Genomic DNA, 16190 nt, shown 5'->3' on the forward strand with positions numbered 1-16190 from the left:
TCCTTCATTCACAAGGGATCGCGTCACGGGTGAGGTCGGCGTGGTGGCGGGGTACGGCGGGCGCGGCCCCGCCGGGCGGCGGCGCACATCGCGGCGCGGGCCAGTTCCGGCCGGTCGGCGGCCCCGTCGAGGCTGGCGGCGAGCGCCCGTACGGTCGGGTGGCGGAACAGGTCGAGCATGGTGATCGAGCGGCCGGTGGCCTCGGTGAGGCGGGCGTGCACGGCGGCCAGGGCCATCGAGTGGCCGCCGATGTCGAAGAAGTTGTCGCTCACGCCGACCGCGTCGCGGCCGAGCACGTCGCGCCAGATCCCGGCGATCAGCTCCTCGGTCGCGGTGAGCGCGTCCGACCCGGCGGGCAGCGGCGCGCGGGCCGGTTCGGCGGTGGCGACGCTCATCGCGCCGAGCGCCGCGACCCGTACCGCCGGGCGGGGCAGCTCGGGCGCGACCTCGGCGGCCGGGGCGTCCGGGTCGGCGGCGAGCGCGCCGACCAGGGCGGCCAGGTCGGCCAGCAGCGCTTCGATCCGCTCGCCCTCGAACAGGTCCGGGTTGTGCACCACCTCGACGCCGGCCCGCCCGTCGCGCTCCACCACGTAGACGGTCAGGTCGAACGGCGACCCGGGCTTCGGTACCGGCACCGGCTCGACGGCCAGGCCGGTCAGCGTCAGCCGGGGCGCGACGAAGTTGAGCACGTTGAACAGCACCTGCACCAGCGGGGCGCGGGAGGTGTCCCGTCCCACGCCGAGCGCCTCCACGATGCGTTCCAGTGGCGCGCCCGGGTGGGCGGTGACCTCGTGCAGTTCGGCGGCGGCCCGGTCGACCTGCTCGGCGAAGCTCGCGCCGCCGGAGCGGACCCGCACCGGCACGGTGTCGATGAAGAACCCGATCACCTCGTCGAACGCGGCCAGCCGCCGGTCGGCGACGATCGCGCCGAGCACGTGCTCGTCGCCGCCGGTGACGCGCCGCAGCAGCTCACCGAACGCGGCCAGCAGCACCGCCGCGACAGTGCTGCCGCGCGTCGCGGCCAGGTCGCGCACGCCCCGGTCGGCGGTCTCGTCCAGCCGTACCGCGGCCTCCGCGCCGGCGTACGTCTGCACGGCCGGGCGGGGACGGTCGCGGGGCAGGTCCAGCACCGTCGGCGCGCCGGCCAGGTGCGCGGTCCACCAGGCCAGGTCCGTCTCGCCCCGGCGCCGGTCCCGGTCGGCGCGCCACACCGCGTAGTCGGCGTACGTGGCGGGCAGCGGCGGGCGGCCCGGCACCGACCGGCCGAGCGCGCGGGCGTACGCGAGCGCCAGCTCGTCGTAGAGCAGCGCCTCGGACCAGCCGTCGAAGACCGCGTGGTGCACGGTCACCGCGAGCACGTGCTCCTCGGCGGCGAGCCGGAACACGGTCACCTGCCAGGGCGGGCCGGTGGCCAGGTCGAACGCGTGCCCGGCACCGGCCGCGAGCATGCCGGCCAGTTCGGCGTCCGGGTCGGCGGCGCCGGTCAGGTCGACCACCGGCACCGCCACGTCGGTGGGCTCCTCGCGGACCGCGTACGGCACCCCGCCGTTCTGCGGGATGCGCCAGCGCAGCACGTCGTGCCGTTCCGCCACGGCCCGCAGCGCGGCGCCGAGCGCGGTGACGTCCAGCGGCCCGCGCAGCCGGTGCGCGACGGCGATGTTGTACGGCGCGCTGGACGGGGCGAGCTGGTCCATGAACCACAGCCGCCGCTGCGGCGGGGACAGCGTCGGCGGATTGCCTGTGGTGAGCCCGTCGGCGTCGGCGGGGTCGGCGGCGCGGACCCGGTCCACGAGCGCGGCGAACGTGCGGTCGGCGAACAGCACCCGCGTGTCCACCTGCCGGCCCAGCTCCCCGCGCAGCGCGGCGACCAGCCGCATCGCGGCGACGGAGTTGCCGCCGGCGGCGAGGAAGTCGCTGTCCGGGGCGGGCGCGGCGCCGAGCAGCCGGGTCCAGACGCGCCGGACCCCCGCCGTCACCGGGTCGTCGTCGGCGGACGCGTCGGCCACGGCGGCCGGGGTGGCCGCGGCCAGCTCGCGCAGCGCCGGCCGGTCCAGCTTGCCGGTGGTCGCGCTGACCGGCAGCGCGTCCAGCCGCACCGTCCGGGCCGGCAGCATCGCGGTGGTCAGCCGCGGCGCGGCGTACGCCCGCAGCTCGTCGTCGTCGGGCGCGCCGGCCGGGGTGAGGAACGCGACCAGCTCGGCGCCGGCCGGGCCGGGTACCGCCTCCACCGCGACGCGCTCGACGCCCGGGTGGGCGGCGAGCACGGCCTCGATCTCGCCCAGCTCGATGCGCTGGCCGCGGACCTTCACCTGGCGGTCGGCGCGGCCGAGGTAGACGATCCGGCCGTCCGGGCCCTGCCGGACCAGGTCACCGGTGCGGTAGAGCCGCGCGCCGGGGACGTCGCCGAACGGGTCGGGCACGAACCGCTCGGCGGTCAGGCCGGGCCGGTTGAGGTAGCCGTCGGCCAGGCCGGGCCCGCCGATCAGCAGTTCGCCGGTCTCCCCCGCCGGCACCGGACGCAGGTCGGCGTCGACCACGTACGCCCGGTGGTTGGGCAGCGGCCGGCCGATCGGCATCGGGTCGGTGTCGGCCGGGGTGAGGTCGCAGGTGACCGCCAGCACGGTGGTCTCGGTCGGGCCGTAGCCGTTGAGGAACCGCCGGCCGGGCGCCCAGCGAGCGGCCAGCTCGGCCGGGACCGCCTCGCCGCCGCAGAGCAGCACCCGCCACGACGGGAACCCGGCCGGGTCCAGCAGCGACAGCACGGTCGGGGTGATGAAGCCCCAGGTGACCTCGTGCTCGGCGACGAACCGGGCCAGCCGTACCGGGTCGGCCCGGTCGTCGGCGCCGAGCAGCTGCACCGCGCCGCCGAGCGTGAGCGGCACGAACAGGTCCATGGTGGCCGCGTCGAAGCCGAGCGAGGCGATGCCGAGGCTGCGGACCGACGCGTCGGCGCCGGTCAGCGCGCTCACCCCGGTGACGAACTCGACAGCGTTGCGGTGGGTGGTCAGCACGCCCTTCGGGCGGCCGGTGGAACCGGAGGTGAACAGCACGTACGCCGGGTCGCCGGGGCGGGCCGGGCAGGGCGCGAGCGGGGCCGGGCCGGGCAGGCCGAGCGCCGTCACGCCGGGCTCGTCGCCGAACTCGGCCGCCGCCGCGTCACCGACCACCACGCGTACGCCCGCGTCGCGGGCGATCCCGCGCAGCCGGGCCAGGGGGCCGCCCGGCTCCAGCGGCACGTACGCGGCGCCGGCGAGCAGCACGCCGACCACTGTGACCACGAGGTCGGGGGTGCGCGCGCCGCACACGCCGACCCGGTCGCCCCGGCCGACGCCGTGCTCGCGCAGCGCGGCGGCCACCCCGGCGGCCCGGTCGACGAGCTGCCGGTAGGTGAGCCGGGTGTCCCACTGGCGCACCGCCACCGCGTCCGGGGTACGGGCCGCCTGCGCGGTGACCAGGTCGGCCAGGGTGGCGTCCGGCCACGGCAGGTCCGGGCCGTGGACGGCGCTGACGGTCAGGGTGTCGGTCACCGGAGTCCTCCAAGGTGCTCGGCCGGGTCGGTGATCTGGAGGCGCAGTTCGCTGACGTAACCGCGCCCCCGGGCGTCGGGCACCCACGCCTCGGTGGGTGCGGGCAGCAGTTCGGAGACCACCACCGGCACGTCCGGGCCGGTCCGCAGCGCGGCGTCGACCATCGCGCACAGCGACTGCGCGTACAGCGGGCCGGTCAGGTCCACGTAGCAGGGCTTGATCTCGGTGCCGACCTTGACGAACACCCGCTCGGGCAGGCCGGTCTCGGCGCGCCAGCGGCGTACCGCCAGGTAGCGGGCGGTCTCGTCGGCGTGGCCGCCCAGCCCGCACGCCCCGGCCGTGGTACGCCAGGTACGCCGGGCCACGACCAGCCGGTCGATGGTGATGCGGGGCGTGTACGCGGCGGCGCCGAGCAGCTTGAACGCGTCCAGCAGCAGCGAGCCGAGCAGCGTGGCGAACACCTCCATCAGCGGCCAGCGGGCGCCGTCGGGGAAGACCGCGGTGAGCTGGTCCCCGGTGCGTTCGACCACCACGGCGGTGGCCGGAACCAGGCGGTCCACGTCGGCGCCGTGCGCGGTGTCGATGCCGAGCTGGCGGTCCGCCGGGCCGGTCAGCGCGTACGTGGTGCGGGTGGTGCGGCGGGGGAAGCTGTCCGGCCAGAGCACCCGCAGCCGGACCGGACCCAGGTCGGCGTCGAGGTCGGCGCGCAGCGCGGCCGGGTCCGGGTGGAACGGGCTGAGCACCGCGCTGTCGAACGCGACCGAGGCCGGGTGCAGCTCGCCGAGCACCAGCAGGAAGTCGCCGCGCTCGACGGCCTCCGGCGAGGCCGCACTGAGCTGCACGTCCGGGTTGTGCAGCCGGGCCGACGGCCAGCCGGGCCGCTCGGCCGGGAAGAGTTCCCGGGCCCGTTCGGTCAGGTCCGCGGCGCGCAGCCGCAGCTCCGCCTGCCCCTCGGGCAGGTCGGCCAGGCCGAACAGCTCGGCCCAGCGCGCGGTGAGCGTGGCGCCGGCCCGGCCGATCGGGCCGTCCGGGGCCACGAGCGTGCCCTGGGCCAGCAGCCACAGGTCGGCCAGCCGCACCGGGCCGTCGGCGGCCAGTTCCTCGTGCAGCTCGGTGAAGAGCTCGCCGCAGCGGGCGGCGACCTCGCCGGTGAACCAGCGGGCGGTACGCAGCACCACCGCCATCGGCTCGGCCAGCGCATCGATCACCGCCGACCCGATCCGGAACTCCAGGTCGCGGGCGGTCTCCTCGTAGCAGACGGTGCGGGCGGCGTACATCTGTCCGCTGTGCCGGGTGGCCGGGCGGCCGGTGACGGCGGTGAACTCGGCGTTGAGCGCGGCGAGCGCGGCACCGAGCCGGTCCGGGTCGCCGGCCGCGGCGGTCACCTCGTCACGGGCGGCGCGGAGCCGGCCGAACTCGGCCGCCGTCGCGGCACGGACCGGCTCGTCGCCGATCGCGGCGATCCGCGCGGCGAGCACCTGCTCGGCGTCGGGCGCGATCGGCAGGTTGGCGCCCCAGCTGAGCCGCCCGCGCTCCACCCACCGGTCCAGCAGCAGGTAGACGTCGTCGGGACTGTGCACCTCACCGGCGTCGCAGAGCCGGTGCGCCAGCTCCAGCGCCGGGGTCCGCCCGTCGCAGGCGCCGAGCAGCAGCGCCTCGACCGGGGTCAACACGATCGGCGGGTGCAGCGGCGCCCGCAGTTCCCGTCCGGCGACGGTCAGGTGCGGTTGCAGGGCGGGTGCCCACCAGCGGCGGACCGCGAGGTCGTCGGCGAGCCGGTCGGCGTACGCGATGAGCGCCCACGCCTCGAAGTACACCCGCCGCCGGTGCACCAGCGCGGCGCCGGGCGCGGTGTGCACGCCGGGCCGGGTGGCGTCGAACGTGCCCCAGCAGACCGGGCCGAAAAAGCCGATCGTCTCGGCCTTGCCGCAGTAGCGCTGCCAGTAGCGCAGCAGGCTCAGCTCGCGCTTGCGGCGGCGGACGTTGCGGACCTGCGGGTCGGTGCGCAGCAGCCCGTCCAGCGCGATGAGCATGTCCGGGTTCTGCCAGGTCACCGCCTCGCGCAGCAGCGGGTCGGCGGCCAGCTCGCCGGCCACCGCGGAGGACTCGGCGAACGCGTCGCCCAGCGCCTTGCCGAACACCTCGGGGCCGGTGTCACCGGCGAGCAGCGCGTCCGCGGCGGCGGCGCAGTCCGGCGCGGCGAACCGGTCCAGCCCGGCGGCCGGGAAACCGGCGGTACGCAGGACCACGTCCCGCCACACCGACCAGCCGGTGTCGCCCAGGGGCAGCAGATGGCTCACCGGTGGTCCTCCCGCCGGGCGTCGGTGATGTGCAGGCGCAGCTCGCTGAAGTAGCGGCGGCCCTGCCCGTCGGGCACCCACGCCTGCTCCGGTGCGGGCAGCATCTCGCTCACAGTGAACGACACGTCGTCGCCGCCGTCGACCCGGGCGGCGCGCACCATCGCGCACAGCGTGGTGGCGAACGCCGGCGCGGACAGGTCCACGAAGCACGGCTTGGTCTCGGTGCCGAGCTTGACGTACACCTGCTCGGGCAGGCCGAGGCGGCGCCGCCAGTCCCGGACGGCGAGGAAGCGGTCCCGCTCGCCGTCGGGCACGGCGAGGCCGCTCTCGCCCACCGTGGTCCGCCACGTCTGCCGGGCCAGCACCAGCCGGTCCACTGTGATCCGGGGCGTGTACGGCGCCGCGGCGACCAGCTTGAACCCGTCCACGGCGTGCGCGCTGAGCGGCTCGGCGAAGACCTCGACGAGCGGCCAGCGCTGCCCGTCCGAGGCGGTGGCGACCAGTTCGCCGTCCACCTCCTCGACGACCAGGTCGACTGTGGGCAGCACGCGGGCCGGGTCGGCGCCCGGGGCGTCGAGGAACGCCAGGTGCCGGTCGGTCGGGCCGGTCAGCGACTCGGCGGTACGGCTGGTGCGCCGCGGCCAGTCGGCCGGGAACAGCAGTCGCACCCGCCGCTGCCCCATGTCCACCGCGAGCGCGTCGCGTAGCCGCTCCACGTCCGGGTGCGACGGGGTGAACACCGCGCAGTCGAACGACGACCAGGCGGCGTGCAGCTCACCGAGCACCACCGTGTAGTCGCCGCGCCGCAGCGCGTCCGCGTCGGTGGCACAGATCTGCAGGTCGGGGCTGTGCATGGCGGCGTTGGACCAGCCCGGACCGTCGCCGGGGAACACGGCGTCGATCCGGCCGGCGAGGTCGGCCGCGCGCAGCCGTACGTCGGTGGTGCCGGCGGGCAGCGTGTCCAGGCCGAACAGTCCGGCCCACCGGGCCGCGAAGTCCGCCGCCACCGCGTCGACCGGCCGGTCCCCGTCGCCCCAGAACATCCCCTGGGCCAGGAACCACAGGTCGGCCAGCGGCACCGGGCCGCGGGACTCGGCGCGCAGCTCCTCGTACAGGCCGCGCAGCACGTCCAGGTAGGCGTGGGCGAGCGCGTTGGCGAGCCAGCGGGCGGCGCGCAGCAGCACGTCCAGCGGGGCGGCCAGCTCGGCCAGCAGCGGCGCGCCGAACACCACGTCCAGGTCCCGGGCGCTGTCCTCGTAGCAGACCGTGCGGCCGGCGTACATCTGTCCGGCCCGGCGCACCGCGGGCACGCCGGTCAGCTCGGTGAACGTGGCGTCCAGGGCGTCCAGGGCGGTCCGCAGCCGGTCCGCGTCGCCTGCCGCGGCGGCGACGTCGTCGCGGGCGGCGCGCAGCCGGTCGAACCCGGCGCGGGCGGCGGCGCGGGCCGGGTCGTCGCCGATCGCGTCGATGCGGTCGGCCAGCACCCGCTCGGCGTCCGGGCTCACCGGCAGGGCCGCGTCCCAGGTGATCAGTTCCCGTTCGACCAGCCGGTCGAGCAGCGCGTAGCCGTCCTCCGGGCGGCGCAGCCCGATCGCCGGGTCGGCGACCAGGTCGACGGCGGCGCGCCGGCCGTCGGCCGCGCGGAGCAGCGCGGCCTCGACCGGGGTCAGTGTCAGCGGCGGGCGGCCGGGCCGCAGCACGTCGCGGTCCCGGACGGCCAGGTGGGCCCGCAGCATCGGCGGCCACCACCGCCGCACCGCCAGGTCCGCGCCGATCCGTTCGGCGTACGCGGACAGCGCCCACGACTCGAACCACACCCAGCGCCGCCGGGTCAGGCTGTCGCCGGGGTTGACTCGGGCAACTTCCGGCTGCGCGGGATCGACAGTGACCCAGCAGCTGGGGCCGAAGAAGCCCACGGTCTCGTTCTTGCCGCAGTAGCGCTGCCAGTACTTCAGCAGCGCCCGTTCCCGGTCGCGGCGGCGCACGTTGCGGGCCGCGTCGGCGCCGCCGCGCACCAGCCCGTCGAACGCCACCAGCGCGCCCCGGTTCTGCCAGGTGACCGCCTCGCGCAGCAGCGGGTCGGCGGCCAGCTCGCTGAACCGCTGCGCGCCGGCGCGCAGCGCCTCCTCGAACTCCTTGGTGAACCGGTCCTCACCGGCGCCGGTGGCCAGCAGCTCGTCGGCCGCCGCGGCGGCCCGGGGCGCGGTGAACAGCTCCAGCCCGTCGGCCGGGAAACCGGTGGTCCGCAGCATCGCGTCGCGCCACACCGACCAGCCGGTGCCGCCGAGCGGAACCCGGTGCGCGGCGCCGGCGGTCCCGCGACCGGCGGCGCGCACCGGGTCCGGACCCGCGTCCGGCGTGCCGGGGCGGGTGTCGGTGGGCGCGGCGGTCAGGTCGGCCCGGATCAGCGCGGCCAGCTCGGTCAGCCGGTCGTGCAGGAAGAAGTGCCCGCCGTCCAGCTCGTGCAGGGTGAACCCGGCCGCGGTGTGCTCAGCCCAGGCGGCGCTCTGCTCCCGGCTGACCGCCCGGTCGGTGCGGCCGGCGAACACGACGATCGGCACCGGCAGCGGCTCGCCCGGCACGTGGCGGTAGTCGTCGACCCGGCCGAAGTCGGCGCGCAGCAGCGGCAGCAGCAGTTCCACCAGCTCGGGGTGGTCGAGCAGCTCGGCGGGCAGGCCGCCGCCCTCGCCGAGGCGGCGCAGCAGCTCGTCGTCGCCGGCCCGGGACAGCCCGTCGAACGGGCCGGGCGTGGCGACGTGCGGGGCGCGCGCGCCGCCGACGTAGAGCCGCAGCGGCAGCGGGCGGCCGGTGCGGCGCAGCTCACGGACCACGTCGAAGCCGAGCCGTCCGCCCATCGAGTGGCCGTAGATCGCGTACGGGCGGTCGGCACGGGAGGCGATGGCGTCGGCCACCTCGGCGACGCTGAAGCGCGGGTCCTCGGTGATCCGGTTCTCCCGGCCGGGCAGTTGCACCGGCACCACGTCGACGCTCGGACCGAACTCGGCCGCCCAGCGCCGGAACGCGCTGGCGCCCGCTCCGGCGTAGGGCAGGCAGAACAACCGCACCGGCGCCTCGGGTCGGCTTCCGGCGGAGACGAACCAGTTCACCGCGGACCTTTCTGCACGGGGTCGATCCAGTGCCGGCGGCGCTGGAACGGGTAGGTGGGCAGTCCGGTGCGCCGGACCGTGCCCTCGGGGTGCAGCGCGTGCCAGTCGACGTCGCGCCCGGCGACCCACTCGGCGGCCGTCTCGCGCAGCGGGCCGCCGTCACCGGCGATGCGGGCGCCGGTGTCCAGCAGCACGTCCAGCGCGGAGAGCGCGGCCGGCAGGTCGGCGGCGACCACCGCCGCCCGGTGGGCGAACGCCCGCCGGCCCAGCGCCAGCGTGGCGGCCACGTCGGACAGTGCCGGGGCGGCCCCGGCGAGGTGGCTGCGCAGGCGGGCCAGCGCGGCCCGCAGCGCCGCCGGGGTACGCGCGGAGACCGGCAGCAGCCACGGTCCCCCGCCGGGCGGGTCGGCCGGCTCGGCGGGCGGCGGCTGTTCCACCACGACGTGCGCGTTGGTGCCGCCCAGGCCGAACGCGCTCACTCCGGCGACCCGGCGCGCGTCGTCCGGCCAGTCCCGCGCCTTGGTGGGCACGTAGAAGGGTCCGGCGGCCAGGTCGATCTCCGGGTGCGGGCGGGTGAAGTGCAGGTTCGGCGGGATCACCCCGTGCCGGACGGCCAGCACCGTCTTGATCAGCCCGGCGATGCCGGCCGCGGCGTCGAGGTGACCGATGTTGGTCTTCACCGAGCCGAGCGCTGTGGACTCGGCGGGCGCGGCGCCCGCGTACACCTCGTGCAGCGCGGCGACCTCGATGGCGTCGCCGAGCGGCGTACCGCTGCCGTGGCCCTCGACGAAGCGGACCTCGCCGGGTGCGACCTCGGCGGTGGCGAGCGCGTTCGCGACGGCGGCGGCCTGTCCGGCCGGGCCGGGTACGGCGAAGCCGGCCCGGTCCGGGCCGTCGTTGGTGACCGCCCAGCCCGGCAGGATCGCGTAGATGCGGTCGCCGTCGGCCTGCGCGTCGGAGAGCCGGCGCAACGCGACCACGCCCGCGCCGGAGCCGAAGCCGGAGCCGGCGGCGGCCTCGTCGAAGGCGCGGCACCGGCCGTCGGGCGAGGCGAGCCCGCCCGCCCGGTGCCGGGGCCACATCACCGTGGACCCGCCGGCCAGCGCCAGGTCGCACTGGTAGTCGGCGAGGCTCTGCGCGGCCACGCACACCGCGACGAGCGAGCTGGAGCAGGCGCTCTGCACGGCCATCGCCGGGCCGGTCAGGCCGAGCCGGTAGGCCACCTGCCCGGGCAGGTGGTCGGTGAACTGGCGGCCGACGAGCCGGGCCTCCCAGTCGTCCGGGTCGACGTCGCCGACCACCGCCGGGTTGTCCATGAGGTGGAACAGGAAGTAGCGGTTGGCCGAGGTGGCGGCGTAGACGCCGACCAGCCCGGGGAAGCGCGCCGGGTCGTGCCCGGCGTCCTCCAGCGCCTCCCAGGCGGTCTCCAGGAACAGCCGGTGCTGCGGGTCGGTGCGGGCGGCCTCGTCGGCGCCGAAGCCGAAGAAGTCGGCGTCGAAGTCGGCCACCCCGTCGAGGCGGCCGGTGGCGCGGACGTGCCGGGGGTCCGCGCGCAGAGCGGGGCCGATGCCGAGCGCGGCCAGCTCCTCGTCGGTGTGGTCGTGCACCGAGTCGACGCCGGTGCACAGGTTCCACCAGAACGTGGCCACGTCGGGCGCGCCGGGGAACCGCCCGGCGACGCCGACCACGGCGATCTCGTCGCCGGTGTAGTCGCGGGCGGCGCGCACCGGCGCGGCGGGCGCGGGCAGCACCGGGGCGCGGACGGCCTCGGGTGGGGCGTCGAGCAGCGCCGCCTGGGTGGCGACGGTCGGGTGGTCGAACAGGCGCAGCATCGGCAGGCGTACGCCGAACCGCTCGGCGAGGCGCTGCTGCACCTGGCCCAGCAGCAGCGACTGCCCGCCCACGTCGAAGAAGCTGGCGGTGCGGGCGACCGCGTCACGGCCCAGAACCGCGCACCAGATGTCGTGCACGGCGCGTTCGGTGTCGGTGGCCGGCGCCTCCTCGGCGGGCACCTCGGTGACCGGGTCGGGCAGCGCCCGCTCGTCGACCTTGCCGGTGACGGTGAGCGGGAACTCGTCGACCACCACCACCGCGCGGGGCACGGCGTAGTCGGGCAGCGCGGCGGTCAGCGCCGCGCGCAGCGCCGCCGGGTCCGGGCGGGCGCCGGCCGGGCGGGCGTACGCGAGCAGCTCGCCGTCGCGCACGATCGCGCGCACGCCCGCCACGCCGGGCTGGGCGGACAGCACCGCTTCGATCTCGGTCAGCTCGACCCGGTGCCCGCGCACCTTGACCTGCCGGTCGAGCCGGCCGAGGCAGACCAGTTCCCCGCCGGGCAGCAGCCGGCCCAGGTCACCGGTGCGGTACGACAGCAGCCCGTCGGCGTCGGCGCCGAACCGGTCGCTGTCCTGGTTGAGGTAGCCGGGGGCGAGGTGGCGGCTGCGGACCACGATCTCGCCGGTGTCCGGGGCGAGGTCCAGCCGGTAGCCGGGGAACGCGACACCCACCGGCAGCGGCCCGCGGGCATCAGGGTCCACCTCGGACAGCTGCTGCACGTGCCGGGCGGCGAACGTCATCTCGGTGGCGCCGTAGCCGTTGACGAGCACGCAGCCGGGAGCGAAGCGGTCCCGGCCGCGGGCCGCGTCGGCCCAGGTGGCCTGCTCGCCGCCGAGCAGCACCGCGCGCACCGTGGGCAGCCGGCGCGCGCCGAGCGTGTCGAGCAGGAAGCGGTAGACGGTGGGCGTGCAGTGCAGCACCGTGGCGCGGTGCCGGTCGAGCTGGTCGACGGCGTGCGCCAGCCCTTGGCGGCGCAGGTCGACCGGTACGACTGCGGCGCCGGTGAGCAGCGCCGGGTAGAGGTCGGGGATGGCGGCGTCGAAGCTGAACGACGCGAGCAGGCTGAGCCGGTCGTCCGGGCCGACGCCGAGCGCGGCGATCTGGTTGTCGACGACGTGGGCCAGGTTGCGGTGGGTCTGTCCGACCGCCTTGGGCACGCCTGTCGAGCCGGAGGTGAACAGCACGTACGCCAGCGCGTCCGGGTCGGCCGCGACCGGGCGCAGCGGGGCCGGCGGCGCCTCGTCCAGCGCTACGACCGGGCGCCCGGCGGCCAGTGCGGACGCCAGGTCGCGGTGCTCGGCGGCGCAGGCCACCGCGGTGACCCCGGCGGCGTCGACCATGTGGCGCAGCCGCGCGACCGGGAAGCCCGGGTCCAGCGGCACGTACGCGCATCCGGTCGCGAGGGCGCCGAGCATCGCCGCCACGGTGGGCGCACCGTGTGCGGTGAGCAGCGCGATCCGGTCTCCGGCGCGCAGGCCCGCGGCGGCGAACACGGCAGCGTGCCCGCCGGCCGCTCCGGCCAGCTCGGTGTAGGTGACCTCGTGGGTCTCACCGAGAAGTGCCGGACGTCCGCCGTGTACCGCCGAGATCGCGCCGAAACGATTGATGATCATCGTCTCTGCCATGTCAGGAAGCGGGTTGCGCTCCACAGAGGGCAGGCAGGCAGCAATCGACGAATGTGATCATTGATCCCCCCCAGGACTTCACATTGGAAGCAGAATATGGCTCGATCCGTGCGCCGGAAGAGCGGCGATGAGGCTTGAGCCGAAGAGGGGACGGCACCTTGGAACCTCGGACGGAGGAATTCGTCCGATCATCCCTCTAGCGCGTAGACGTTTTTCAGCGTACGTGACAAGCGACAAGTTATTTTACGGTGAAAATACTTCCAGGCCGTGGAATCTTTCGCCGCGACGGCCTCGGTGCCGCAGCTCGACCCGGATCGCGGGGAGCCTGCTCAGACATCGTACGGCGGTCGTGGGATGGGGTCCACCATGGCGTCGAAGCCCTTCGGGAGCTGCGCGACGAGGTCGTGGAACTCCCCCACCGTCACCGTGTCGCGCAGCGTCGCGAGCACCGCGACGGCACCCACCTCGGCGACCGCCGGGTCCACCGCCGCGCGTTCGGCCACGCGGTACAGGAAGTCGACAGCGCCACCGGTGGTGGCGGTGCCGGCGGGCTCCAGATAGCCGCCCACGTCGTCCGGCAGCTGCGCGGCCAGGTCCGTCGTCTCGTCCGCGGTGATCCGGTCGGCGAGGGTCTGCAACACGGCACGGGAGACGGTCGCGGCCTCGTCAGTGGGCAACTCGGCCCGCCGCGCCACCGCCTCGACGAACAGGGGGAACCGCATCCCACCCCTCCCCTCGCCGCCGGCGGGCACCACGCCCACAGCGGTCGGCCCCGGCGGGTACCCGCCCCCACCCCGGCCAAACGCCCCACCCAGCGGGAGGCGGAAAAGTCGGAGGGCAGGTGGCCGGTCGCGTCGGTAGCATCCGCCCATGGCCCCCGTCACGACCCACCCCGGCGCCTGCCCGCTGGACTGCCCGGACACCTGCGTCTGGCAGCTCACAGTCGACGACGGCCGGGCGGTCGCGCTGCGCGGCGACCGCGACCACCCGTTCACCAGGGGCGCGCTCTGCGGCAAGGTGAACCGCTACCTGGACGCGGTGAACGGGCCGGACCGGCTCACCACGCCCTGGGTCCGCACCGGCCCGAAGGGCACCGGCCGGGTCGCGTACCGGCCGGCGAGCTGGGACGAGGCCCTCGACCGGGTGGCCGCCGGGCTGCGCACGAGCATCGAGCGGGACGGCCCGGAGTCGGTGCTGCCCTACTACTTCGCCGGCACCATGGGCCTGGTTCAGGGCTGGACCATGGGGCCCCGGCTCTTCGCCCACCTGGGCGCGTCCCGGCTGGACACCACCATCTGCACGGCGGCGGCGCGGGCGGCGCTGCGCTCGCTCTACGGCGCCTCGGTCGGCTTCGAACCGGAGTCGATCGTCGAGGCGAACCTGATCGTGCTCTGGGGCGCCAACCCGCTCGTCACCAACCTGCACCTGTGGCCGTTCGTCCAGCAGGCCCGCGAGCGCGGCGCGTACGTGGTGACGATCGACCCGCTGCGCACCGACACGGCGGCCCGCAGCGACGAGCACGTCGCGCCGCTACCAGGCACCGACGCGGCGCTCGCTCTCGGGCTGATGCGGCACGTCCGCGACGCCGGGGCGGCCGACGAGGCGTGGCTGGCCGCGCACACCACCGGCTGGCCGGAACTGCGCGCCCGGCTCGACGACTGGCCGGTGGAGCGGGCCGCCGCCGAGTGCGGCCTGCCGGCCGGGACGATCCGCCGTCTCGGTGAGCGGATCGCCACCACCCGGCCCACAGCGGTACGGGTCGGGCTGGGCCTGCAACGGCACCACGGCGCCGGGCAGGCGATCCGGGCGATCTGCGCGTTGCCGCTGGTCACCGGCGACTTCCGGTACCCCGGCGGCGGGGCGCTGGTGACCACCAGCGGCCACCACCGGGTCGACAACGGCCCGGTGATCCGGCCGGCCGGCATGCCCGCCCCGCCGGCCCGGTCGCTGAACATGAGCCGGCTGGCCGCCGTGCTCACCGGGGAGGCCGACCCGCCTGTCACCTCGCTGGTGGTGTTCAACGCCAACCCGGCGGCGACCGCCCCGGACCAGGCCCGGCTGCTGACCGGGCTCGGCCGCGCCGACCTGTTCACAGTGGTGCTGGAGCAGCGCTGGACCGACACCTGCGACTACGCCGACGTGGTGCTCCCGGCCACCATGCAGCCCGAGCACCTGGACCTCCAGACGTCCTACGGGCACCACTACACGACGCTGAACCTGCCGGTCACCCGCGCGCCGGGCGAGGCGCTGCCGAACACCGAGATCTTCCGGCGGATCGCCGCCGCGCTCGGGATCGACCACCCGGCGTTCCGGGACAGCGACGAGGACCTGGCCCGGCAGTTGCTGGCCGACGCCCCGATCACGTACGAGGAGCTGCGCGAGCGCACGTACGCCCGGCTCACCGGCGTGCCGGTGGGTTCCGCGCCGTACGCCGAGGGTGGTTTCCCCACCCCGGACGGGCGGGCCCGGCTGCACGACCCGGAGCTGGCCGCGCTCGGGGTGGACCCGCTGCCCGGGTACACGCCACCGGCCGAGGCGGCCGACCCGGAGCTGGCCCGCCGGTTCCCGCTGACGCTGCTCACCCCGGCCAACCGTTACCTGATGAACTCCACGTTCGCGTCGCTGCCGTGGCACACCCGCCGCGCCGGGCCGCCCCTGGTGCACCTGCACCCGGACGACGCGGCGGCGCGCGGGCTCGCCGACGGTGACGCGGTACGGGTGCACAACGACAGGGGCGCGTTCCTCGCCGCGGTGGCGGTGGACGAGGCGACCCGGCCGGGGTGCGCGTTCACGTACAAGGCGTACTGGGCGCGACGCAGCCCGGGGCGGTCCACCGTCAACGCGGTCACCGGCGTCCGGGACACCGACCTGGGCGAGGCGCCCACGTTCCACGACTGCCGGGTGGAGGTCGAGCCGGTGCCGGCCGAGTTGCTGACCGCCGAGCCGCCCCTCGACGAGGTCGCGGAGCCCGTCGCGGCTGGGTGATTCGGGACCTCCGGCCCCCTGACCTGGTCTTTGCGCCCCTGCTCCGGCCCGTCGCCGCCGCCTAGCGTCGGAGGCGGACACAGGGAGGTTCGCCATGCGTACGTGGCAGGTGCAGGACGTGATGACCAGGGACGTGGCGTCGGTACGGGAGGGCACTGACTACCGGGAGATCGTCGACGTGCTGACCGAGCGGCACGTCACGGCGGCGCCGGTGGTGGACGAGACCCGCCGGGTGCTGGGCGTGGTGTCCGAGGCGGACCTGATGTACAAGGTGGAGTTCCTGGGCCAGCCCCGGGAGCGGCGGATCCTGCCGGACCGGCACCGCCGCGAGGCGCGGGCGAAGGCCGGCGCGACGCTCGCCGCCGACCTGATGACCGCTCCCCCGGTCACCATCACGCCGGACGCGACGATCGTGGAGGCGGCCCGGCTGATGGACGCGCGCGGCGTGAAGCGGCTGCCGGTGGTGAACGACCTCGGCCGGCTGGTCGGCATCGTCACCCGCGGCGACCTGCTCAAGGTGCACCTGCGCCCGGACGCCGGCATCCGGCGGGACGTGGTCGAGGAGGTGCTGTGGCGCAGCCTCGGCGTCCGCGACGGCGTGGTGGACGTGACAGTCGACAGGGGCGTGGTGACGCTCACCGGCCAGGTGGAGTGCCGGTCCACCGCGCAGCTCGCGGTCCGGCTGACCCGGCAGGTCAGCGGCGTGGTCGAGGTGGTCGACGCGCTCGGCTACGCGATCGACGACGCGCCGATGTCGGCGCTGCGCATCGGCGGCGCCACCCCGGCCGGCATCGCCTGAGCCCTGGACGGCCC

General features: G+C 76.1%; 7 protein-coding genes. 2 read left to right on the forward strand and 5 right to left on the reverse strand.

Going from position 1 to position 16190, the window contains the following annotated elements:
- Positions 1-23: 23 nt before the first annotated feature.
- From ML5_RS27900 to ML5_RS27920, 5 genes are all read right to left on the reverse strand, one after another.
- Complete coding sequence (locus ML5_RS27900) at positions 24-3527, reverse strand: non-ribosomal peptide synthetase (RefSeq protein WP_013477063.1); 3504 nt, start codon at positions 3525-3527, stop codon at positions 24-26.
- On the reverse strand, positions 3524-5827 hold the full coding sequence (locus ML5_RS27905; protein WP_013477064.1) for a lantibiotic dehydratase: 2304 nt from the start codon (positions 5825-5827) through the stop codon (positions 3524-3526). Before ML5_RS27905 ends, ML5_RS27900 begins: the two co-directional genes overlap by 4 nt.
- Positions 5824-8934 carry a thioesterase domain-containing protein gene (locus ML5_RS27910; RefSeq protein WP_013477065.1) on the reverse strand — a complete coding sequence of 1037 codons (3111 nt, stop codon included), beginning with the start codon at positions 8932-8934 and terminating at the stop codon, positions 5824-5826. The genes ML5_RS27905 and ML5_RS27910 overlap by 4 nt, the downstream gene beginning before the upstream one ends.
- Positions 8931-12380, reverse strand: coding sequence for an AMP-binding protein (locus ML5_RS27915; protein WP_236619307.1), 3450 nt, complete (start codon positions 12378-12380; stop codon positions 8931-8933). The genes ML5_RS27910 and ML5_RS27915 overlap by 4 nt, the downstream gene beginning before the upstream one ends.
- A gap of 341 nt (positions 12381-12721) precedes the next feature.
- Entirely contained in the window at positions 12722-13114 is a 393-nt protein-coding gene (locus tag ML5_RS27920) for a DUF2267 domain-containing protein (protein WP_013477067.1), read from the reverse strand.
- Positions 13115-13262: 148 nt separating this feature from the next.
- Between ML5_RS27920 and ML5_RS27925 the strand changes: the two genes are divergently transcribed.
- Both ML5_RS27925 and ML5_RS27930 read left to right on the forward strand, forming a co-directional pair.
- The gene (locus ML5_RS27925; protein ID WP_013477068.1) at positions 13263-15377 is read left to right on the forward strand and encodes a molybdopterin-dependent oxidoreductase; all 2115 of its coding nucleotides are present in this window, start codon (positions 13263-13265) and stop codon (positions 15375-15377) included.
- A gap of 94 nt (positions 15378-15471) precedes the next feature.
- Positions 15472-16176, forward strand: coding sequence for a CBS domain-containing protein (locus ML5_RS27930; protein ID WP_013477069.1), 705 nt, complete (start codon positions 15472-15474; stop codon positions 16174-16176).
- The last annotated feature ends 14 nt before the right edge of the window (positions 16177-16190 follow it).

Source organism: Micromonospora sp. L5, from assembly GCF_000177655.2.
Classification (GTDB): domain Bacteria; phylum Actinomycetota; class Actinomycetes; order Mycobacteriales; family Micromonosporaceae; genus Micromonospora; species Micromonospora aurantiaca.

What these genes read in the sequence shown, in the direction of transcription:
- ML5_RS27915 (WP_236619307.1), bottom strand. Translation starts at nt 12,380, where the DNA reads ATGATCATCAATCGTTTCGGCGCGATCTCGGCGGTACACGGCGGACGT.
- ML5_RS27920 (WP_013477067.1), bottom strand. Translation starts at nt 13,114, where the DNA reads ATGCGGTTCCCCCTGTTCGTCGAGGCGGTGGCGCGGCGGGCCGAGTTG.
- ML5_RS27925 (WP_013477068.1), top strand. Translation starts at nt 13,263, where the DNA reads ATGGCCCCCGTCACGACCCACCCCGGCGCCTGCCCGCTGGACTGCCCG.
- ML5_RS27930 (WP_013477069.1), top strand. Translation starts at nt 15,472, where the DNA reads ATGCGTACGTGGCAGGTGCAGGACGTGATGACCAGGGACGTGGCGTCG.